The following is a 21,706-nucleotide window of genomic DNA, read 5'->3' as shown; positions in this document are numbered from 1 at the left end:
ACGGCGCGTCTCCGCCCCCCACGGCCGCCTTGAACAAGTGCCCCGGTGTCGCGCCCCGGCCGACGCAGTTGCCACTGGCACCCGGGCGCAGGCCTGATAGGGTCCGCGAAAAAGGAGGCCGCGCCATGTTTCAGACCTTTCAGGAGACCGCCCGCCCCGAGCAGGGCCCGCCGCGCCTGGCCAGCCTGCGCGACGAGCTCGCCCGCGAAGGGCTCGACGGGTTCATCGTGCCGCGTGCCGATGCGCATCAGGGCGAATACGTCGCCCCCCGCGACGACCGGCTGGCCTGGCTCACCGGCTTCACCGGCTCGGCCGGGTTCTGCGTGGCGCTGACCGAGGAGGCCGGCGTCTTCATCGACGGCCGCTACCGGGTGCAGGTCAAGGCGCAGGTGGCAAAGGACTTCACCCCGGTCGACTGGCCGGAAACCAGCCTCGCCGACTGGATTGCCCGAAAGCTGCCCGAGGGCGGCCGGATCGGCATCGACCCGTGGCTATTCTCGGTCGACCAGCTGCGCGGGCTTGAGGCCAAGCTCGAAAGCCACGGTTTCATCCGCACCGACAACCTCGTCGACCGGATCTGGCCCGACCAGCCCAGCCCCCCGCAGGGCGCCGTCTTCGCCCAGCCGCTGGCGCTCACCGGCGAGCCGCACGCCGACAAGATCGACCGGCTGGCGCGCGATCTCAAGGCCGCGACCTGCGTCATCACCCTGCCCGACAGCATCGCCTGGCTGCTCAACATCCGCGGCTCCGACATCCCGCGCAACCCGGTGCCACACGGCTTCGCCCTGCTCAACGAGGACGGCACGGTCGAGCTCTTCATCGACGCCGCCAAGCTCGAGGGCCTGGGCGATCATCTCGGGCCAAAGGTCAAGGTGCTGCCGCCCGAGGGCTTCCTTGCCGCGGTCGCCACGCTGGGCGGCAAGGTGCAGATCGACCCGGCCAGCTGCCCGGTCGCGGTGGCCGACGCGCTCGCCACGGCCGAGATCGTCGAGGCCCCCGATCCCTGCGTGCTGCCCAAGGCGCGCAAGAATGCCGCCGAACTCGAGGGCGCCCGCGCGGCACATCTGCGCGACGGCGCCGCGATGGTGCGCTTCCTCGCCTGGCTCGACCGCCAGGCCCCGGGCAGCCTCACCGAGATCGGTGTCGTCACCACGCTCGAGGCCGAGCGCCGGGCCACCAACGCGCTGCGCGACATCTCCTTCGAGACCATCGCCGGCGCCGGCCCGAACGGCGCCATCGTGCATTACCGCGTCACCGAGGCCACGGATCGCCGTGTCGGCGAGGGCGAGCTGCTGCTGGTCGACAGCGGCGGGCAATACGTGGACGGCACCACCGACATCACCCGCACCATTGCCATCGGCGACGTGGGCGAGGAGGAATGCGCGAATTTCACGCGCGTGCTCAAGGGCATGATCGCGCTGTCGCGGCTGCGCTTCCCGGCGGGTCTGGCCGGGCGCGACATCGACGTGCTGGCCCGCGCGGCACTCTGGGAGGAAGGGCTCGACTATGGCCACGGCACCGGCCACGGCGTCGGCGCCTATCTCAGCGTGCACGAGGGGCCTGCGCGCATCGCCCGCACCGGCGTGGTGCCGCTCGAGCCGGGAATGATCCTGTCGAACGAGCCGGGCTTTTACCGCGAGGGCGCCTATGGTATCCGGATCGAGAACCTCATCGCCGTGGAGACCGCTGACGCCCTGCCGGGCCAGACAGTGCCACGGATGTTGCGCTTCGAGACCCTGACATGGGTGCCGATCGACCGGCGGCTGGTGGTGCCGGCGCTGCTGACGCAGGCCGAGCGCAGCTGGCTCGACGCCTATCACGAAGAAGTGCTGGCCCGCATCGGTCCGCTCGTCGAGGGCGCCGACGCGGAATGGCTGGCAGCGGCCTGCGCGCCGCTTTGACACAGGACTGTCGCAAGACGGCTGGTATATGATCCGCGAGGAAACGGGGAGAAAACGACATGATGAACCACATCACCATCCGCCCGACCGAGGGCACCTGGGTGATCCGCGCCGGCGGCGCGGTGCTGGGCGAAAGCAACCGGACGCTGGAACTGACCGAGGGCGACATGCCCGGCGTGATCTTCTTCCCGCGCGAGGACATCGCCATGGCCTTCCTCGAGCCGTCCGACTACCGCACCATCAACCAGCATATCGGCGAGGCAACCCATTTCACCATCGCCTCCAAGAGCCGCAGCTACGAGAATGCTGTGCTGTCCTATGAAAGCCCGAGGGACGAAGCGGCGCCGCTCGCCGGCTACCTCGCCTTCCAGGTCCAGGACGGCGTCGCGGTCGAGCAAGTCTGATCTTCCGACCATCCACCAAAACCGAAAAAGGCAGGCTCCGCGCCTGCCTTTTCTCATTGCAGGCGCCACCCGTCCCGAAAACGCCCCCGCCTTCTCAGCGCCGCCCCCGTCCCCTCAGCGCCCCTGTCTTCTCTTCGTCAAAAATACTCCCGCCGGAGGCAGGCCGCCCCAAGCGTCCAGGCGCTACGCCCGAAAAAGGCGTCAGCTCTCCACCCACGCCCCGAGACCGCGGCCCGAGGGCCGCGGGCGAGACGACCAGCGCGCGCCCAAGGCGCGCACCACATTGCAGGGAAAGACTTACTGGACCCGGCTGGGATAGATGAAACCGTTGATCGGGTAGACCTTGCCGAAGCTGCCCGGGTTGCTCTCGACGCGCACTTCCGACCAGTCATTGGCCGCCGAGACGTCCTGGACCGTCATGCCCAGCGTCACCTTGTTGCGCTTCCAGTTGGCGTGATCGATCCGAACCTCACGCGGCGACAGGATGTCGGAGACCACGGCGACGTGGCCCATCGGCATCCCACCGGTGGCCGCGAACGCCATCACGGCGCCCTCGACGGGTTGCACGCCGCGCTCGTAAAGCCCATGTGCCTTGCCCCACCAGGTGTTGGCGTTGCCGCGGATCTCGACTCCGCTGGCGTTGCGGGCGAAGGGCACGCACCAGACGCGGCGGCCGGCATCCTGCAGCTGGCGCACCTCGCGCAGCGCCATGGCGCGGCGCTCGAGATCGATGCCGCTCGAGCTGTAGGCGATGTCGGGCGCCTTGGTCGAACAGGCCGCGGTGGCCAGAAGAATTGCACATAGGATGGGCAGGCCAAATCTGGCCTTGCGGGCGCCGGTAACGCTCATTCGTCCCTCGAACGGTTGTTTCTGCTCGGCCGCCTGTTTCCGGCAGCTCGCGGATATCCTTTTACCAACCGTAAACTTTTGCAAAGTCCGGTGATGTGGGTTCGGCAGAAATCCGCGCATGTTCGGGCAACGTTCCGCAGCCCCGCCGCGGCTCGGAGGGACACCACGCTCCAGCGCCTAAAATTTAGTCACATCCCGACGAAAGCGCCGCGGAGTCACGAATGCTCTTCCGCCGCGGTGGCGGCAAGCGCGCGATTGTAGGCCTTGAGCGCGTCGACATGGAACAGCGCCCCCTGCAGCACCGGCGTCTGCGCCGCGCCCTCAAGCGTCACCACCGGCAGGTAGGCAACGCCGGACTTCTCGAAGCGCGGCAACGCGGTCTCGAGCGTCGCGCCCTGTTGCACGTAGAGCCCCTGCTCGATCATCCGCAGGCAGGCTTCCTCGTCCGCCGCCCCCGGATCGCCCGGCTTGCGCATCACCCCCGCCACGCGGAACATCGCCAGAAGGTAGGCCTGCGGCCCGGCGGCAAGATGCACGTTGCGCCGTTCGAGCTGGCTCAGGAAGAAGCTTCGGTCGACCAGCCGCGACGCCACTGCCGTGGACATCGAGACCGAGACCATCACCGCAAGCCCGGTCTGCCAGTCTCCGGTCAGTTCGAACACGATCAGCGTCGTCGAGATCGGCGCGCCCAGCACCGCCGCCGCCACCGCGCCCATGCCCGCCAGCGCATAAAGCGTGAAGGCCGAGCTCTGCTCGGGGAACAGCCCGGTGGCGATATGGGCGAAGGTCAGCCCGGTCAGTGCGCCGACCATCAGCGAGGGCGAGAACACGCCGCCGCCCATGCGCCCGGCCATGGTGATCGACACCGCCGCCACCTTGACGATGGTGAACAGCAACGCCTCGCGCAGGCCGAGCCCGCCGGTCAGGGCCAGCGAGGTGGTCTCGTAGCCCACGCCGATGATATGCGGGAACTCGATGGCGATGGCGCCGAGCAGCAGCCCCGTCACCGCCGGGCGCAGCCAGATCGGCAACCCCATGCGCTTCTGCATCCGGTTGCCAAGATCGTCGGACCAGAAGATCGCCCGCATCATCACCACCGCCACCAGCCCGCAGACCAGCCCCATCAGGAAGAAGGCGGGCAGCTCGAGGTAGAACTCGACCGTGGTGGTGCCGGGCAGCAGGAACTCGGTGACGTCGCCAAAGGCCAGCCGGTTGATCACCGTGCCGGCGGCGCTGGCCACCACGATCGGGGCAAAGGCGTGCAGGGCGAAATGGCGCAGCACCACCTCGAGCCCGAACAGCGCCCCGGCGATTGGCGCGTTGAAGCTCGCCGAGACCGCCGCCGCCACCGCGCAGCCTAGAAGGTCGCGCCCGGTGATCCCGTCGACCCGCAACAGGTTCGACACCCAAGAAGAGATCATCGCCGCAATGTGCACCACCGGCCCCTCGCGTCCCGTCGAGCCGCCGGTCGAAAGGGTGATCCACGAACACAGCGCAGATGCGATGCCGGCCTTCTTCTCGACCCGGCCATCGTTGAGCGCCGCGCCCTCGATCACGTCCGAGACCGAGCGCACGCGGCCATCCGGTGTCAGGAACTGGATGATGAGGCCGACCACGATGCCGCCGCCGAGCGGGATCAGCAGCACCCAGAGCCAGTGCAGCTCGCTGGCGAAGCTGGCCAGCGTGTTGACGTCCTCGGTGCCATAAAGCGCAGCCTGAAGGCGATTGATCGCAGAGCGGAACAGGATGGCGGCAAAGCCCGCCGCGGCGCCGACCACCAGCGCGATGAGCCAGAAGGTCACCTGCCCCGGTGCCTTGTGCCTCAGCGTGTCCCAGCCGCGCCCGCAGGTGGCGCGCATTTCGTGCCACTGGCGGGCAACCTCGCGCAACATTCCCTCTCCCCTTTGGCTTTCGCCGGGCCCCTTTGGCTTTCGCCGGCCCCTTTGGCTTTCGCCGGGCGAGCGGCATCGCTATGGTCCCCGCGATTTCCCCGGAGGTTACCAATGCCCAAAGACGCCGCCCTTGATGCTCTCGCCTCTCTCCTAGGCGAACGGCTCAGCCGGTCCAAGCCCGATCTGGCCGAACACGGCCGATCCGAGTCCCATTTCCCGACCACGCCGCCCGACGCGGTGGCCTATCCCGAAAGCACCGAGGAGGTGCAGGCTCTGGTGAAGATCTGCGCCGAGCACGATTGCCCGGTGATCGGCTGGGGGGCCGGCACCTCGCTCGAGGGCCACGGGCTCGCGGTGCAGGGCGGCGTGGTGGTGGATTTCTCGCGCATGAACAAGGTGATCGAGATCCGGCTCGACGACATGGACGTGACCGTGCAGCCCGGCGTCACCCGCGAGGCGTTGAACGAGGAACTGCGCGCCACCGGCCTGTTCTTCCCGGTCGATCCCGGCGCCAACGCGAGCCTCGGCGGCATGGCGATGACCCGCGCCTCGGGCACCACCACCGTGCGTTACGGCACCATGCGCGACAACGTGCTGGGTCTGACCGTTGTGCTGGCCGATGGCCGGGTGATCCGCACCGGAACCCGCGCCCGCAAGAGTGCCGCCGGTTTCGATCTGACCGCGCTGATGGTGGGCTCGGAGGGCACGCTGGGGCTCGTGACGGAGCTGACCCTGCGGCTGCACGGCATCCCCGAGGCCACCAGCGCCGGGATCTGCGCCTTCCCCGACATGGGCTCGGCGGTCACGGCGGTGATGGAGACCATCCAGATGGGCATCCCGATGGCGCGGATCGAGTTCGTCGACGCGGCCACCGCGCAAGCCTTCACGGCCTATTCCGGCATGGAGATGTCGCAGGCGCCGCACCTTCTCGTAGAGTTCCACGGCTCGCCCGAGAGCGTGGCGCAGGATGCCGAGCGCTTTGGCGAGATCGTCGCCGAACACGGCGCCTCGCCTTTCCAGTGGTCGGCCCGAGAAGAGGAGCGCCGGGCGCTCTGGGCGCTGCGCCACAACGGCTATTACGCCATCCTCGCCTCGCGCAAGGGCGCGCGGGCGGTGGTGACCGACATGTGTGTGCCGATCTCCCGGCTTGCCAGCGCGGTCGAGGAAACACAGGCCGACATCGCGCAAAGCTGCGTGCCCGGCCCGATCCTCGGCCATGTGGGCGACGGCAATTTCCACGCCATCCTGCTGATCGACCCCGAGAAACCGGAAGAGCTCGACGAAGCCAAGCGCCTGTCCCACCGCATGGCCGAGCGCGCGCTGGCGCTTGGCGGCACCTGCACCGGCGAGCACGGCGTCGGCCTCGGCAAGATGGCCTACATGGAGGCCGAGCACGGTGACGGCTGGCAGGTCATGGGCCAGATCAAGCAGGCGCTCGACCCCAAGGGCATCATGAACCCCGGCAAGCTGGTGCCGCAGGGCTGAGACTGCCAATCCTTCGGGCGCCGGGCTCTCCCGGCGCCCGTCGCCTGTTCACAGGCTCTTCCATCCCAGCCCAACGCTGTTACACCTCTGTCACGGGACGGATTTCGGGACCTCCGGAGGCGGCGAATCCGGCGACCTAGGACGGACAAGATGACAGCTTCGCAACACGGCAATCTCTGGCGCGCCTCCAGCAAGGAGGCGCTCTCGGCCGGCCCGCTCGATCGCGCCCTCAGCGTCGATCTGGCGGTGATCGGTGGCGGCTTCAGCGGCAGCGCGGCGGCGCTTCAGGCCGCGCGGAGCGGTGCCTCGGTGGCGCTGCTCGAGGCCCGGACCATCGGTCACGGCGGCTCGGGGCGCAATGTGGGCTTGGCCAATGCCGGGCTGTGGCTCAAGCCCGACGAGATCCTCGCCGAGCTTGGCGAAGACGCGGGCCGCGCGCTGATCGCCCGTCTCGGGGCGGCCCCCGATCTGGTCTACGGGATCATCGAGCGCGAGGAAATCTCCTGCGAGGCCACCCGCAACGGCACCCTGCATTGCGCCCACGCCCCATCCGGCATGGATGACCTGCGCGCCCGCTTCCGGCAGGGCAATGCCCATGGCGCGCCGTTGCAACTGCTCGACGCCGCCGAGGCACAGGAACGCGTCGGCAGCGCGTCGGTGCATGGCGCGCTCTTCGATCCGCGCGCCGGGACGGTGCAGCCCCTGGCCTATTGCCGCGGGCTGGCGCGCGCAGCAACGCGCGCCGGGGCTCGGATCTTCGAAGACAGCCCGGTGACGAACATCACCCGCGCGGGCGACAGCTGGCGTGTCACCTGCAACGGCCAGACCGTGCAGGCGGGCGCCCTGCTGATGGCGACCAATGCCTACCATGCACCGCTCGCGGGCGCACAGCCGCCAGCCTACACGCCGGTGCATTTCGGCCAGTTCGCCACTGCCCCGATGCCCGCCTCCGCCCGCGCCCGCATCCTCGCCCGCGGCGAAGGCTGCTGGGACACCGCGCTGGTCATGTCGTCCTTCCGCACCGATCAGGCTGGGCGAATGATCCTCGGCGGGATGGGCAATCTCGACGGCCCCGGCGGCGGCATTCATGCCGGGTGGGCCCGGCGCAAGCTGCGCCAGCTCTTCCCCGAGATCGCCGATCTGCCCTTTGAGCATGCCTGGTGCGGGCGCATCGCCATGACCTCGGACCATATCCCGAAAATCGTCGAGATCGGCCCCAACGCGCTGTCGTGCTTCGGCTATTCCGGGCGCGGCATCGGCCCCGGCACGGTGTTCGGCACGGCCAGCGCCGAGGCACTGCTTTCGGGCGATCTCTCGGGCCTGCCGCTGGTCCCTGTGAAAGGCCACGATGAAAGCCTCACGGCGCTCAAGGGCAGCTACTACGAGTTCGGCGCGACGCTGATGCACGCGGCCGGAGCACGCTGAGCGCCGATGAGCCTGCAGCGCCGCCACCTGCCCGACCTGCGCGTGCTCCAGACCTTCGAGCAGGCCGCGCGGCACGGCAATTTCACCCGCGCCGCCGAGGAGCTGGCGCTGACCCAGAGCGCCGTCAGCCGCCAGATCCGCGAGCTCGAGGAGCAGATCGGCAAACCGCTGTTCGAGCGCGCGCCGGGCCGCGTGGTGCTCACCCGCGCGGGTGAAGACCTGCTGCCCGAGGCGCAACGCCTGCTGCGGCTGGCCGAGCGCGCCCTGCGTCACGCCGGGGCTGGCGGGGCCCAGGAGACGGTCCTCTCGATCAACGCGCTGCCGACCTTTGCCGCGCGCTGGCTGATGCCGCGACTGCCCGGCTACCTTGCGCAGCATCCCGGGTTGCGCATCGATCTCAGCACCCGAAAGGGCGTGTTCGACTTCAATGACAGCCCCTGCGATCTGGCCATTCATTACGGCCAGCCCAACTGGCCGGGCGGGATCTGCAGCTACCTTTGCTCCGAGATCATGGTGCCGGTGATCGGCGGCGGCGCCCCGCAGTTTCCCTCCGCTCCGGCCGAGCTCGCCCCTCTGCCCCGCATCCACCTCTCCGAGCGGCCCGGTCTCTGGCCCGACTGGTTCGCCCATCACGGCGTCGCCGTCGAGCGCGCCGGCGAAGGCCACTGGGTTGACCAGATCTCGCTCGCCATCGAGGCGGTGAAGGCGGGCATGGGCTGCGCGCTGCTGCCGCGCTACCTGATCGAACGCGAGCTTGCCGACGGGCTGCTGCGCGTGGCGCTCGACGCGCCCTACTCGACCGAAAAAGCCTATTACCTCGTCACGCCCGAGGGGCGCTCGGAACAGGTGGCCGCGTTTCGCGACTGGCTGATCGGCGAGGTCTCGTTCCGGCCGCTCGCGGACTGAGCCATGCTCAGGTCAGCAGAAGCACCAGCCCCGGAAACGCGGTGAGCAGCGCCACGCGCAGCACGTCCATCGCGACGAAGGGCGCGAGCCCGCCGAAAATCGTGCCGAGCCGCACATCGGGCACCACCGAGCGCAGCACGAAGGCGTTCATCCCCACTGGCGGCGTGATGTAGGAGATCTCGGTCACCATCACCACGAAGATGCCGAACCAGATCAGATCGATGCCCTGCGCCGCCACGATGGGGTAGAAAACCGGCACGGTCAGCATGATCATCGACAGGCTTTCGAGCACGCAGCCCAAGACAAGGTAGATGCAGAGCATCACGAGAATGGTCATCATCGGCGTGTCGCCGAAGACGCTTAGCGCCGCCTGGATGTCGCGGGTCATGCCCGACATGTTGACGTAGTTGGTGAAGGTCAGCGCGCCGAACAGGATGAAGAACATCATCGAGGTGGTCTTCATGGTGTCGTAGAGCACCGCGATCATCTTCTCGCGGCTGAACCGTCCCGAGAGCAGCACCAGCAGGAACGCTCCGCCCGCCCCCATGCCGGCGCTTTCGGTGGGGGTGAAGACGCCGAGATAGATGCCGCCCATCACGAAGACGAAGAGGATCAGCGCGCCGGCGGTGCCCTTGAGCGCACGGATACGGTCAAGGAAAGGCAGCTTGGGCTCGACCGGCAGATCGATCTTCTGGGTCACCAGCGTGATGCGCACGGCGATGGTGTAGCCGATGATGCCGATCAAGCCGGGGATCAGCCCCGCGAGGAACAGCTTGCCTATGTCCTGCTGGGTCATGATGCCGTAGAACACGAGGATCACCGAGGGCGGGATCAGGATGCCCAGCGTGCCGCCGGCGGCGATCGAGGCGGTGGAGAGCCGGTCGGGATAGCCGTAGCGCCGCATCGAGGGCAGCGCGATGCGGGTCATCGTGGCCGCCGTGGCCATCGACGAGCCGCAGACCGAGCTGAACGCACCGCAGGCGATGACGGTGGCCGTGGCGAGCCCGCCCTTGCGGTGGCGCAGCCAGGCGTAAGCAGATTTGTAGAGCTCCTCCGCGATGCCCGACTGCACCACGAAATTGCCCATCATCAGAAAGAGCGGCAGCACCGAGAGCGAGTAGTCGCGCCCGTTGTCGAAGAAGGCCGAGCCCAGCAGCGACAGCGCCGGGGTCCACCCGATGATCGAGGCCACGCCCACGAGCCCCACCCCCGCGAGGGCCATCGAGATCGGCACGCCCACGAGAAGCAGCACGCCGAGAATGGCCATGCCGACCGGCCAGCTTTCCATGATGTCAGTGTCCTTTCAGATGCCGGATCAGCGCATGCGCCGGCACGAGCGCGGTCAGGAGCGCACCAAAGCCGGTGCAGACCGCACAGAAATAGCCCAAGGGGGCGATCGGGATCGCCAGCGTCGTCGTGGTGCCGCCATAGCCGCCGATCTGCGCCGCGTAGACCCAGACCCGCCACGCCACCACCGCCAGAACCACCGCCGAGAACAGCCCCGTCGCTGCGCCCCGCCACGGCTTCACCGCCGCCGGCATCCGGTCGGTCACCAGATCCACCGTCACGTGTTCATCGGCCAGCGCCACCGCTGGCAGACCAAGAAAGACGACGGCGGCGAGAAGCAGCTCGGTGAGTTCGGTGGCGCCCCGGAGCGGCGCGTTGAAGAGATAGCGCCCGATCACGTCGGTCACCGTCATCCCCATCAGCGCCATCAGCAGCACGCCGCCCAGCACCGCAAGCGCCGCGCGCAGGCCAAAGGCCCCGCGCGGGCGCGTCGTCTCGGGCAGGGCCTCGGGCATTACTCGGCGGCTTCCTTGGCGATCTCGGCCTTCAGCATGTCAAACGCCGCCTCCGCGTCGACGCCAGTCTCGGCCGCCTCGTCGAGCTTTGCCTGCACCAGCGGTGTCAGCGCGCCTTCCCAGGCCGAGAGCTGCGCCTCGGTGGCCGGGGTGATGGCGATCTCGCCCTCCATAGCGGCTTTGCCCGCGGCGTCGGCGGCATCCCACATCTGGCCCGCCATGCGCGCCAGCGCCTCTCCGGTGACGGTGTCGATGGCGTCCTGCTGCTCGGGGTCGAGGCTCTCCCACTTGGCCTTGTTCATCACGATGTAGAACGAGGTGTTGTAGAGCCCGCCCGGCACCGAGATCGCCTCGTCGAGCTGCGGGATCAGCTTGAAGAAGTTGACCGACTCGTAGGGAAACAGGATGCCGTCGGCGACGCCCTGGCTCAGCAGCTCGTAGGCCTTGGACGACGGCCCCTCGACCGGCACCGCACCAAGCGCCGAGGCGACCTCGTGCACGATGCCGCCGCCGACGCGCAGCTTGACGCCCTGCAGCACGTCGGGCTCGGAGACCTCACCGGACTTGAGGAAGATCTCGCCGGGCCCGTGGCTGAACACCGCGAGCACCTTCACGTCGTCATATTCGCCCGCGTCACGCAGCATCTCGTCGAACACGCGCCAGTAGGCCACCGAGATATTCTCGGCGCTGTCACCGAGGAACGGCAGTTCGACGATGTTGGTGGTCTTGAAGCGGCCCGGGTTGTAGCCCTGCACGCCGAAGGTGATGTCGGCCACGCCGTTGACGGCAAAATCGAAATGCGCCTGCGGCGGCCCCAGAGGCGCGGGCAGGATATTGGCAGTCACCTCGCCGCCGGTGGCCTCGGCGATCTGTTCGGTCATCGGCACGATCAGCTCGGAGACCAGCGGGTGCGACGGCGGCAGCCAGTTGGCAACGGTGAGCACGGTCTGGGCGGAGGCGGCTCCGGCAAGGCTGCAGACAAGCGCGGTGGCGGTCAGGAGATGTTTCATGGGCTGTCCCTGTCAATTGCTCTTCGGCCGGTCCGACCGCCACGCGGGGCCCGTTGCCGTTGCGCTATCTGTTCCGCATGGGGCTACGGGGCGCAAGAGGGGCGCGGCAAAATATGCCGTGCCGCCCGCGACCGCGGCGCGTTGTTGGGCAGCGGGTCGCCCTGCCCTCGCCGCCTTCTCCGGGCGCCGCCCTACTCCGACATCTCGATCTCGAGCTGGACAGCCCCGTACCAGTCGGCCACGGCGCGGATCTCTTCATCGGTCATGTCGGCGGCGATGTCCGACATGATCTCGTGCGTCCGCCTGCCAGTGCGGAACGCCTTGAGCTGGGTATCGATATAGATGTTCACTTCTCCCGCGAGGTTGGGCGCGTCGAGCAACTCGGAGAGTCCGGTCGCCCCGTGGCACGAGACGCAGGCCGCCGGTGCATCCTCTACGCTCACGCCCTCCGGCAGCGTCGCGCGGGCCTCGTGCGAGGCGTACCACGCCGCCACATCCGAGATCTGCTGCGCGCTCAGCCCGGCTGCCACCACCGACATCATCTCATGCTCGCGCGCGCCGGTCTTGAAGGCCATGAGCTGCGCCTCGAGATACTCTTCCGGCTCGCCGCCGATATGCGGCGCGATGGGGATCTGCGCCAGCCCGTCGAGCCCGTGACAGGTGCGGCACATATTGGCCACCTTGCGACCGGCGGCGGGATCATCCGCCACCGCCGACCCTGCCCCGGCGAGCATCAGCCCGCCGAGGAGAACAGCCGCCAGCTTCATTCGCTGGCCGGGGCCGGGTTGTAGGCGATGCGCCAGATCGCGCCGGCGAAATCGTCCGAGACCAGCATCGAGCCGTCCTTGAGGAACGCCACGTCCATCGGGCGACCGCGATACTCTCCGGTGGACTCGTCGAGCCAGCCATCGGCGAAGACCTCGGTGCCGGCGGCGTTGCCTTCTTCATCGAGCGCGGTGAACATCACCCTCGCGCCCACCGGCGTGGTGCGGTTCCACGAGCCGTGCTGGGCCGAGAAGATGCCGCCCTGGTACTTCTCCGGGAAGGACGATCCCTGATAGAAGCTCATGCCCAGATCCGCCGCATGGGCCTGCATCTCGACCTGCGGCTCGACGAACGCGACCCCCTCCGGGCGCTCCACGTCCTTGTAATCGGGGATCTCGACCCGCGCATTGGTCCAAGGAAAGCCGAAATGCTGGCCTGCCTCAGTCTGCCGGTTGAGCTCGCCTGGCGGGATGTCGTCGCCCATGCCGTCGACCTGGTTGTCGGTGAACCACAGATCGCCATTGGCCGGGTTGAAATCATGCCCCACCGAGTTGCGGATGCCACGGGTGTAGACCTCGCGGCCCGAGCCGTCGGTGTTCATCCGGATGATGCCGCCGATGCCGATCTGGTCGTACATCTCGAGCTTGTCGACGGGCTGCACGTTGTGCGGCTGGCCGAGCGAGATGTAGAGCTTGCCGTCTGGCCCGACGCGACAGACCCGCGCGGTGTGGTTGAAGCTCTCCTCTTCCGCCGGCACCAGCTCGCCCTTTGCGACCACAGTGCCCACCGCCGGGTCCGGACCCTCGAAGAAGAACTCCGCCGCCGGGAAGGTCAGCACCCGGTTGCGCTCGGCGATGTAGAGGAAGCCGTCCGGCGAGAAACACGGGCCGTTCGGCACGTCGAAGGTGATCGACGGCGCGAAGTCGAAGACCTCGTCGGCCACCCGGTCTCGGTCGCGGTCGACCACCGACCAGACCTTGTCCTTGCGGGTGCCCACGAAGGTTACCGTGCCCTGCGGCGCCACCGCCATCGAGCGCGCGTCCGGCACCACCGCGTAAAGGCTCACCTCGAACCCGTCCGGCACGTTGATGTGCTCGAGAATTCCTGTCAGCGCGTCGGCGCGGTCGCCGCTCTGGTCGATATTGGTGAATGTCGCGTCGGTACGCTGCATGTTGGACAGCTTGTCCATATTGTCCTGCGCCACCGCCGGCACAGCAAGGACGGTTCCGAGCACGAGGCCCGGAAGCAATGTCGTCTTGGTCATGATCTTCCTCCCTAAACCGGTTCCCCACGCAATTTCCGATTGCGATCCTCCCGGAGAACTCAGCCTGAGGATTCAAAATTTATCCGAGACCTGTCAAATCTTTTATCCAATTTTGCGAATTTATCCACGCTGCACCAAACCGCTCAGGAGAACTGACCGCCACTCAGCCCTTTGCCTGCCGCCTCCCGCACAACGAAAACGGCCGCCCGGGATACTCCCACGCGGCCGTCGAAATGCGATTTATCTGCCCGAAGGCAGGCGGCGCTCAGCCCAGGTCCTGGCCCAGGTGCTTGGCGACGGCGAAGATGTCCTTGTCGCCGCGACCGCACATGTTCATCACGAGGATGTGGTCCTTTGGCAGGGTCGGCGCGATCTTCATCACATGCGCCAGCGCGTGGCTGGGCTCGAGCGCCGGGATGATGCCCTCGGTGCGGCAGGAGAACTGGAACGCCTCCAGCGCCTCCTTGTCGGTGATCGAGACATACTCGGCGCGGCCGCTGTCGTGCAGCCAGGCGTGCTCGGGCCCGATGCCCGGGTAGTCGAGCCCCGCGGAGATCGAGAAGCCCTCGAGGATCTGGCCATCGTCGTCCTGCAGCAGGTAGGTGCGGTTGCCGTGCAGCACGCCCGGTCGGCCGCCGGTGAGCGAGGCGCAGTGCTCCATCTTCTCGTTCACGCCCTTGCCCCCGGCCTCGACACCGATGATCTTGACGGTCGGGTCGTCGAGGAACGGGTGGAACAGGCCCATGGCGTTGGAGCCGCCGCCGATCGCCGCGATGACGCTGTCGGGCAGACGGCCCTCGCCCTCCTGCTCGGCCAGCTGCCAGCGCACTTCCTTGCCGATGACGGCCTGGAAATCGCGCACCATGGCCGGGTACGGGTGCGGGCCCGCCACCGTACCGATGCAGTAGAACGTGTCGCGCACATTGGTCACCCAGTCGCGCAGCGCGTCGTTCATGGCGTCCTTGAGCGTGCCGCGACCGGAGGTGACCGGCACCACCTCGGCGCCCAGCAGGCGCATGCGAAAGACGTTGGGCTGCTGGCGCTCGACGTCATGCGCGCCCATGTAGACGACGCATTTCAGCCCGAACTTGGCGCAGACCGTGGCGGTGGCCACGCCGTGCTGGCCGGCGCCGGTCTCGGCGATGATGCGGGTCTTGCCCATGCGCTTGGCGAGGATGATCTGGCCCAGCACGTTGTTGATCTTGTGCGCGCCGGTGTGGTTCAGCTCGTCGCGCTTGAGGTAGATCTTGGCGCCGCCAAGCTCCTCGGTCATGCGCTGCGCGTAATACAGCGGCGACGGTCGGCCGACATAGTTCTTCCAGAGATCATCCATCCCGGCCCAGAAGCTGTCATCGGTCTTGGCCCGCTCGTACTGCTCCTCGAGCTCGAGGATCAGCGGCATCAGGGTCTCGGACACGAAGCGTCCGCCATAGATGCCGAAGCGGCCCTTCTCATCGGGGCCGTTCATGAAGGAATTGAACAGATCGTCCATCGCGCCTCTCCGTCTGTCAGTTGGCCTTGTCTAAGGCATATCCCCGCCGCTTGACCAGCCCCGCCTCGCATCTTCCCGTGACAGGGTCGCGCGGACTGGCCCGGCCTTGCGCTGGTGGCGCTGTCGAACGCCTCCGGCGGGAGTATTTTTGACGAAGAGAAGCCAGGGGCGCAGCGCTCTTGGCTTCTTTGGTTCAAAAATACCTCGGGGGTGAATTGGCGCACAGCGCCAAGAGGGGGCAGCGCCCCTTCCTGTCGGTCGCCCGTCAAACGCAAGAGGGCGGCACCGTCCGGCACCGCCCACACGATCTACCAACAGAGGACGATCAGAAGAACGCCTGGATGCCGGTCTGTGCCCGGCCGAGGATCAGCGCGTGCACGTCATGGGTGCCCTCGTAGGTGTTCACCGTCTCGAGGTTGGCCGCATGGCGCATCACGCCGTACTCGATCTGGATGCCGTTGCCGCCATGCATGTCACGCGCCATGCGGGCGATATCGAGCGCCTTGCCACAGTTGTTGCGCTTGATCAGCGAGATCATCTCGGGCGCTGCCTGGGCACTGTCCATCAGGCGCCCCACGCGCAGCGCCGCCTGCAGGCCGAGCGCGATCTCGGTCTGCATGTCGGCGAGCTTCTTCTGGAACAGCTGGGTGCCGGCCAGCGGCTTGTCGAACTGCTTGCGGTCGAGGCCATACTGGCGCGCCTGCATCCAGCAGGCCTCCGCCGCGCCCATCACGCCCCAGGCGATGCCGTAGCGTGCCCGGTTGAGACAGCCGAACGGTCCCTTGAGCCCTTCGACATTGGGCAGCAGAGCGTCTTCACCCACCTCTACGTCATCCATGACGATCTCGCCGGTGATCGAGGCGCGCAAGGACAGCTTGCCGCCGATCTTCGGCGCGGAAAGCCCCTTCATGCCCTTCTCGAGCACGAAGCCGCGGATCTTGCCACCATGCGCCTCGGACTTGGCCCAGACCACGAAGACATCTGCGATCGGAGCGTTCGAGATCCACATCTTGGCCCCCTTCAGGCGATAGCCGCCCTCGGTCTTGATGGCCCGGGTCTTCATGCCTGCGGGATCGGAGCCGGCATCGGGCTCGGTCAGGCCAAAGCAGCCGATCCACTCGCCCGAGGCCAGCTTGGGCAGGTATTTCTGCCGCTGCGCTTCGGAGCCGTAGGCGTAGATCGGGTACATCACCAGGCTCGACTGCACCGACATCATCGAGCGGTAGCCCGAATCCACCCGCTCGACCTCGCGCGCGACAAGGCCATAGCTCACATACCCCGCGCCGATGCCGCCATACTGCTCGGGCACGGTGACCCCGAGCAGGCCCTGCGCGCCCATCTCGGCAAAGATCTCGGGATCGGTATGTTCTTCCATGTAGGCGTGCTCGACTCGCGGCAGCAGCTTGTCCTGCGCGAAGGCGCGGGCGCTTTCGCCGATCATCCGCTCATCTTCCTCGAGCTGGGCGTCGAACAGGAACGGATCCTCCCACGAGAATCCGGCGAGTGCGGGGTTATCCTTGGGACGAAGGTTGGGGGCGTCGGCCATGGTCGGAATCCTTTTCGCGTTTTGACGCGCACCCTACGCCCGCGCGGGCCCGGATGGAAACGATTTAATTTGCGCAAGGAATGAGAATTTCTCATAAACCAGCCCATCACCGTTTGTCCCGGAGCCCCGATGCGCAAAGCCTATATCCCGTCCGTCGCCGAGCTCGAGGCGTTCACCGCCTGCGCCCGTCGCGGCACCACCACCATGGCCGCCGACAGCCTCGGCCTGACGCAGAGCGCGATCTCGCGCTCGCTGGCCTCGCTCGAGGACCGGCTGGGCGTGGCGCTGTTCAATCGCGTGCGGCAAAGGCTGGTGCTCTCGCCCGCAGGCCATGCGTTCCTAGACCGCGCCGAGGAGCTGCTCGCAGAGCTCGACGCGGCGGCGATGGGTGTGATGGCCTTCGGTGGGCGCGATGCGGTCCTGCGCATGGCGGTGCTGCCGAGCTTTGCGCGGATCTGGCTGATCCCGCGGCTCGCGCGCTTTGCTCAGGTCGCCCCGGAGATCAGCCTTGACCTCTCGGCGCGCCTGCTGCCGGTGGATTTCGGTCGCGAGCCATTCGACCTCGCCATTATGCGCAGCCGGCATGATATGCCCGGGGTCAGCACCGAGCCGGTGATTCCGGAAACGATGGTGATCGTGGCCGCGCCGACGCTCCTGGCCGGGCAGGATGCACTCAGCGATGCCGACCTCCTGGAACTGCCGCTGCTGCAGCAATCGACCCGCCCCACGCTCTGGCTCGACTGGTTCCGCGGCTCAGATACCGACCCCCGCCGCATCCTGCGCGGTGCGCGGCTGGACCATTTCGACATGATCGTCGATGCGGCCATCGCCGGGCTCGGCGTCGGCATCGTGCCCGAGATCGTCGCCCGCCCTGCGCTCGAGCGTGGCGCGCTTGCGCTGGCCGCGCCACGGCGTTTCGAGACCGGTGAGCACTACGCGCTGATCCTGCCGGAGCCGGCACTGGCGAGCCCGCACGTGCAACGCTTCCGGGGCTGGCTGCTCGACGAGATCCGGCGCTGATCCCACCGCACATCGCTCGCCACCTCGGGGCACTCTGCTTGGACAGCCCCCAAGCCATCTTGTAAGCCCTCATGGCGGCTTCGCCCGCGCTGGCCGGGATACATCAAGCGCGACAAGGCCGTATTCGAGCAACACACTCACGCGAAACGACATTTGCGCACCAACGAACCGACAGCACGCAGCCTCTTGAAAATATCCAATATTCGTATTTCTTGACTCGCCACTCAACCGCCAAGGCCACGCAAGCCCGCGTTTTTTCCGAAGAATCCCCGACCGCAGCGGGTCTTTTCCAATGGTAAAAAACATTTCAATGATATATCTTTTCGGTAGGCCGCTTCTCATTTAAGCGGATCCTGGGGGCGCCGAAATGCGACCGACGGAATGAGGAAGGGCTGCGTCCTCACCGTCGGCAGGAGGAGGAAAAGGAGCGATCCGCGTGCAACCGCCGCACCGGCCGATCTATCAACTTGGAACTGTTAGATCGGGCGCGCACCTTTGACCAAGAATTAAGGAGCAACCCCTTGGGGCTGAATTCGAAGACCGACGACGACACCCGCACGCCCGACTCCGCGAAGACTCATGCCATTCGGGCCGCAACGCTCTCGGGTATCCTGATTGTCCTGCTGCAATCGCACGCGGCGATCTGTGGCGCGTTCGACTGCAATCGCGACTACGTCATTCTGGGCTTCGGCCTGATCGTGCTGGCCGCCTGGCTCTATGGCTGGAGGTCGATCCCCTACCTTCTCCCGGGCATCGCACTTCAGGCGATACTGGAAGGATACGCGCCGGCCGAGATTCTGAGCTCCGCAGACGGCCACGCGCTCATGGTAACGCTCTGCGCCCCGTTCGCCTTCACCACGATGCGCTGGGCCGGGATCGACACCGAGGTCGACCTGACCGGCGGGCGCCGGGTCTGGAAGATCATCCTGCTCGCCGGGGTCAAGGCGTCGGCATTCGCGCTCATCCTGCGCAGCCTGCTCGACGACCTCTTTCCGACCCACACGCTCTCTTTCTCGATCGCCTACCCCACAGTGCTCAGCGACATCGCCGGCCTGGCGGTATTCATGCTCATTTTGATCGGAATTTTCAGACTTATGCAGCGATCTGAATAGATTGTCACAATCACAAGTCTGCCTTTGCACAAACCGGTATTGCGCCAAATCTTCTGAAAATTTATCATGGCGATACTTTAGGTCGATTTGGACATACAAGATGAGCGCGCTATCCGGCATCGCAAAGCTACGAGCTGCCCTGTGGCAGATGGAGAAAGACCTCGGACTCGAGGATCTGAACCGCAATGAGCGCGACCTGCTATACGCGTTTCACGCCATTGCCGCGCAAGGCGATGGGACGACCGACATTTCCTCTGACCAGGTGCGTCGCGCGACGGCGGTCGAGGAGATGAAGCACGCCACCTTTCACCGTGCCATGAAGCGACTGATCGAGCTTGGCTACATCGAGCATTCGCCGAACCACAAGACCAAGGTCTACAGGCTGGGAGCCAACGCCCAGTCTCTCTGATCGTGAGGGGCGGTATCGCCCCGACAGGCACGAAATTGCCTCAACATCGCACCGCAGACATCATTCCGCCCCAATCTCGCCCAACTCCATAAATATCAATTTGATATAAACATGGAGGAACGGGGTGATGTCACAGTCAAAGCTTCGAGACCGTGCGGCACGCGCCTGGCGCGATGAGGCTGGCAGCGCGACGGTCGAGTTCGCGATCCTGTTTCCGGTCTTCATGGCGATCCTCACCGGCATGGCGTGGCTCGCCCTCTACCTACTCACCATCGCCAACGTTCAGCAGCTTACCCACGAGGTCGCGCGGCAATCCCTGCAGCATCACGGTGGCGCCCTGAGCCGCGCCGAGTTGTGCGCGACCATCGAGCAGAGCCTGGTGACGGATCTGACCGAGACCTTCGTCATGATCTCTCCCGAGCGCCTCGGCTCGGTGCACTGCAGTGCCGGGACCCGCGCCGGCTGGAGCGAGATCACCCTGACGTATGACGCCTCCTTCATGGGCTTCAACTCGGTGTTCCGGCGCCTGAATGACGGCTCGGACCAGATCACCGCCAAGGCCATCGTGATGGGAGGCTGAGGTGATGCTGCGCGACGAGTCCGGCTCGGTGACTGCCGCGACCGCGGTCCTGCTACCCGGCATTCTGATCGGCATGGCGATGCTGTTCGACCTGCTCTGGCTCAACAACCATCGCAGCCACCTTCAGGCGCAGGCCGACATGGCCGCGCTCGAGGCCGCGCGCTACACCGGCGAACGCCCCTCGGCGGTCCGACAGGCGCGCGTCTCGGTCGCCGTGAACGACAGCTTTCGGGCCGAACGGCTCGCCTCTCGCCAGATCGAGCTCGGCCGCTGGCAGGATGGCAGCTTCAGCGACATGGATGCCTCCGATCCGCGCCGCCCGAATGCCGCGCGCGTCACCGTGCGCTCGGAGGCCAAGACCAACCTCACCGCCCTGCTCCGGCGCGGCTTCGATGCGCCGTTCGAACGCAAGGCCGTGGCGCGCGCGCAGGAGCGCGTGAGCTTCACGCTCTCGAACTGCCTCGCCTCGCTCGATCTGTTTCAGGGCGCCCTGCGCCCACTGCTCGGAAGCGCCGCCGACCTGCTGTGCTCCGACGGGGCTCTCAGCCTGCGTGCCGACCTGCTGCTTGAAACTCTCGCCCTCGATCTCGAGGCGCCGCTGACCTATGGCGACGTGCTCGACGCCGAGATCGGGCTCGCCCGGCTCTGGGCGCTGGCGCTTGGCGCGGATGTACCGGCACCGCCGGGCACCATCCGCCTTGGCGATGCACTCCAGCTCGACGAGGCCAATCGCGGCCTCCTGCTGGGCGCGGGCCTGCCCGCGGGCCGCGTTTCCCGCGCGGACCTGATCTTTGCCTCGCTCGAGCTGCTCGACAACCACCTGATCGATCTGAATTTCGAAGCCGACCTCGGACCATTCGCCCGGATCCCGGTTTCGCTCACCGTGCTCGAGCCGCGCCGGATCGTCCTCGACGCCGAACCCGGCAGCGCCGAGGCCTATGCCGAGACCGCGCAGATCCGTCTTGGCGTCGATGGGCTCAACCTGCTTGGCCTTGTCGAGCTCGACCTCGCGCTCGAGTTGGCGCAGGCCTCGGCGCAACTCGGCACAGGCGGCTCGGTCTGCCGGCCCGTCGGCCCGCACCCGGCGGCGGCCTTCACCCCGGTCGAGGCCGGGCTCGCCACGCTCGACATCGGCCTGAGTGCGCTCGGCCTGACGGTACGGGATCGCATCCCGCTGGTGCAAAGCGGCGCGCAGACGCTGTCCTTCAGCGCTGAAGACGTGCGCGACGGCGTGTCGAAATCGCTGTCGCCGCGCCTCGAAGGGGCGCTGGACCAGGCGAGCCGCAACGCGACAGAGCTGCTTGGGCAGATCGATCCGACAGACTTGTCCGGGCTGGCAGGCGGGCTTCTCGCGGCCGCGTCCTCTCTCACCGCGCCGCTGGAGGCCGCTCTGGCCAGCGTGGTGCACGACTTCGTCGGACTGGCCATTGCGCCGGCATCACTCACGGTCCTTGAAGGGACCTGCAAGGTCCGACTGGTCCAATAACAAAGTCCACCACTCACGCAAGACTGGGGCGGCCACGGCCGCCCCCTTTTTATTTCATTTCGATACTTGGCAAAATTCAACCCCGAAAAAGGAGAACGAATCGAAGCGACCATAGGACGCGATTGCGGCAAATCATCACCCCATCGGAAACAGTAAATTACAACACATTCTTTTGGACCAGTAGAGCGAACAATAGACCGAGCCACCGCTGACCCCTAGCCCAAATTAAGTATCATTTAGATATTATTGTTGCGTTCGGAGCCCTCCTTCCCGCAGCCTGATCCCATCGAGGTCGCGCCCGCCACGGGCACGCATCAGAGGAGGAAGACACATGGGATTTCTAAGCGGACTGTCACGA

Annotated in this window: 19 protein-coding genes; 10 read left to right on the top strand and 9 right to left on the bottom strand. The window is 66.8% G+C overall.

The genetic code is table 11. The features are described from left to right. Nucleotides 1-125: 125 nt before the first annotated feature. Complete coding sequence (locus R2601_RS15630; RefSeq protein ID WP_007800052.1) at nucleotides 126-1,901, top strand: aminopeptidase P family protein; 1,776 nt, start codon at nucleotides 126-128, stop codon at nucleotides 1,899-1,901. A gap of 59 nt (nucleotides 1,902-1,960) precedes the next feature. Next, on the top strand, nucleotides 1,961-2,305 hold the full coding sequence (locus R2601_RS15625) for a DUF427 domain-containing protein (RefSeq protein ID WP_040544788.1): 345 nt from the start codon (nucleotides 1,961-1,963) through the stop codon (nucleotides 2,303-2,305). Between the two features lie 297 nt (nucleotides 2,306-2,602). On the opposite strand, the gene R2601_RS15620 is transcribed toward R2601_RS15625, so the two are convergent. Together R2601_RS15620 and R2601_RS15615 are read right to left on the bottom strand one after the other, a co-directional pair. Further along, nucleotides 2,603-3,154, bottom strand: a complete 552-nt coding sequence (locus R2601_RS15620) for a CHAP domain-containing protein (protein ID WP_007800048.1) — start codon at nucleotides 3,152-3,154, stop codon at nucleotides 2,603-2,605. A 215-nt stretch (nucleotides 3,155-3,369) separates the two neighbouring features. Next, nucleotides 3,370-5,046, bottom strand: coding sequence for a chloride channel protein (locus R2601_RS15615; RefSeq protein ID WP_007800046.1), 1,677 nt, complete (start codon nucleotides 5,044-5,046; stop codon nucleotides 3,370-3,372). Nucleotides 5,047-5,157: 111 nt separating this feature from the next. Between R2601_RS15615 and R2601_RS15610 the strand changes: the two genes are divergently transcribed. The 3 genes from R2601_RS15610 to R2601_RS15600 all read left to right on the top strand — a co-directional run bounded on the left by R2601_RS15610 (nucleotide 5,158) and on the right by R2601_RS15600 (nucleotide 8,862). Next, on the top strand, nucleotides 5,158-6,531 hold the full coding sequence (locus tag R2601_RS15610; RefSeq protein WP_007800044.1) for an FAD-binding oxidoreductase: 1,374 nt from the start codon (nucleotides 5,158-5,160) through the stop codon (nucleotides 6,529-6,531). Between the two features lie 150 nt (nucleotides 6,532-6,681). Beyond that, complete coding sequence (locus tag R2601_RS15605) at nucleotides 6,682-7,956, top strand: NAD(P)/FAD-dependent oxidoreductase (RefSeq protein WP_007800042.1); 1,275 nt, start codon at nucleotides 6,682-6,684, stop codon at nucleotides 7,954-7,956. A 6-nt stretch (nucleotides 7,957-7,962) separates the two neighbouring features. Continuing rightward, the gene (locus R2601_RS15600; protein WP_007800040.1) at nucleotides 7,963-8,862 is read left to right on the top strand and encodes a LysR family transcriptional regulator; all 900 of its coding nucleotides are present in this window, start codon (nucleotides 7,963-7,965) and stop codon (nucleotides 8,860-8,862) included. Between the two features lie 7 nt (nucleotides 8,863-8,869). On the opposite strand, the gene R2601_RS15595 is transcribed toward R2601_RS15600, so the two are convergent. The 7 genes from R2601_RS15595 to R2601_RS15565 all read right to left on the bottom strand — a co-directional run bounded on the left by R2601_RS15595 (nucleotide 8,870) and on the right by R2601_RS15565 (nucleotide 16,741). Beyond that, nucleotides 8,870-10,150 carry a TRAP transporter large permease gene (locus R2601_RS15595; protein ID WP_007800038.1) on the bottom strand — a complete coding sequence of 427 codons (1,281 nt, stop codon included), beginning with the start codon at nucleotides 10,148-10,150 and terminating at the stop codon, nucleotides 8,870-8,872. Between the two features lie 4 nt (nucleotides 10,151-10,154). After that, nucleotides 10,155-10,664 (bottom strand): TRAP transporter small permease, encoded by a 510-nt coding sequence (locus tag R2601_RS15590; protein ID WP_007800037.1) that lies wholly within the window; start codon nucleotides 10,662-10,664, stop codon nucleotides 10,155-10,157. Further along, nucleotides 10,664-11,674, bottom strand: a complete 1,011-nt coding sequence (locus R2601_RS15585; RefSeq protein WP_007800035.1) for a TRAP transporter substrate-binding protein — start codon at nucleotides 11,672-11,674, stop codon at nucleotides 10,664-10,666. The genes R2601_RS15590 and R2601_RS15585 overlap by 1 nt, the downstream gene beginning before the upstream one ends. Nucleotides 11,675-11,865: 191 nt before the next feature. Continuing rightward, nucleotides 11,866-12,441, bottom strand: coding sequence for a c-type cytochrome (locus R2601_RS15580; protein ID WP_007800033.1), 576 nt, complete (start codon nucleotides 12,439-12,441; stop codon nucleotides 11,866-11,868). After that, a complete protein-coding gene (locus R2601_RS15575; RefSeq protein WP_007800031.1) occupies nucleotides 12,438-13,703 on the bottom strand; it encodes a PQQ-dependent sugar dehydrogenase in 1,266 nt (421 codons plus the stop codon). The genes R2601_RS15580 and R2601_RS15575 overlap by 4 nt, the downstream gene beginning before the upstream one ends. A 265-nt stretch (nucleotides 13,704-13,968) precedes the next feature. Further along, nucleotides 13,969-15,195 carry a tryptophan synthase subunit beta gene (trpB, locus tag R2601_RS15570; RefSeq protein WP_007800029.1) on the bottom strand — a complete coding sequence of 409 codons (1,227 nt, stop codon included), beginning with the start codon at nucleotides 15,193-15,195 and terminating at the stop codon, nucleotides 13,969-13,971. Between the two features lie 325 nt (nucleotides 15,196-15,520). After that, the gene (locus R2601_RS15565) at nucleotides 15,521-16,741 is read right to left on the bottom strand and encodes an acyl-CoA dehydrogenase (protein ID WP_007800027.1); all 1,221 of its coding nucleotides are present in this window, start codon (nucleotides 16,739-16,741) and stop codon (nucleotides 15,521-15,523) included. A 129-nt stretch (nucleotides 16,742-16,870) separates the two neighbouring features. On the opposite strand from R2601_RS15565, the gene R2601_RS15560 reads away from it, so the two are divergent. From R2601_RS15560 to R2601_RS15540, 5 genes are all read left to right on the top strand, one after another. Continuing rightward, on the top strand, nucleotides 16,871-17,761 hold the full coding sequence (locus R2601_RS15560) for a LysR substrate-binding domain-containing protein (RefSeq protein ID WP_007800026.1): 891 nt from the start codon (nucleotides 16,871-16,873) through the stop codon (nucleotides 17,759-17,761). A 521-nt stretch (nucleotides 17,762-18,282) separates the two neighbouring features. Further along, complete coding sequence (locus tag R2601_RS15555) at nucleotides 18,283-18,873, top strand: hypothetical protein (protein ID WP_007800024.1); 591 nt, start codon at nucleotides 18,283-18,285, stop codon at nucleotides 18,871-18,873. A 100-nt stretch (nucleotides 18,874-18,973) separates the two neighbouring features. Then, a complete protein-coding gene (locus tag R2601_RS15550) occupies nucleotides 18,974-19,282 on the top strand; it encodes a hypothetical protein (RefSeq protein WP_040544786.1) in 309 nt (102 codons plus the stop codon). Nucleotides 19,283-19,409: 127 nt separating this feature from the next. Beyond that, complete coding sequence (locus tag R2601_RS15545; RefSeq protein WP_007800021.1) at nucleotides 19,410-19,862, top strand: TadE/TadG family type IV pilus assembly protein; 453 nt, start codon at nucleotides 19,410-19,412, stop codon at nucleotides 19,860-19,862. A gap of 4 nt (nucleotides 19,863-19,866) precedes the next feature. Next, nucleotides 19,867-21,348, top strand: a complete 1,482-nt coding sequence (locus R2601_RS15540) for a pilus assembly protein TadG-related protein (RefSeq protein WP_007800020.1) — start codon at nucleotides 19,867-19,869, stop codon at nucleotides 21,346-21,348. Nucleotides 21,349-21,706: the final 358 nt, after the last annotated feature.

Origin of the sequence: Salipiger bermudensis HTCC2601 (assembly GCF_000153725.1) — a bacterium.
Taxonomy (GTDB): domain Bacteria; phylum Pseudomonadota; class Alphaproteobacteria; order Rhodobacterales; family Rhodobacteraceae; genus Salipiger; species Salipiger bermudensis.
The sequence above is the reverse complement of the archived record's forward strand: the minus strand, read 5'-3'. Positions and strand labels throughout refer to the sequence as shown.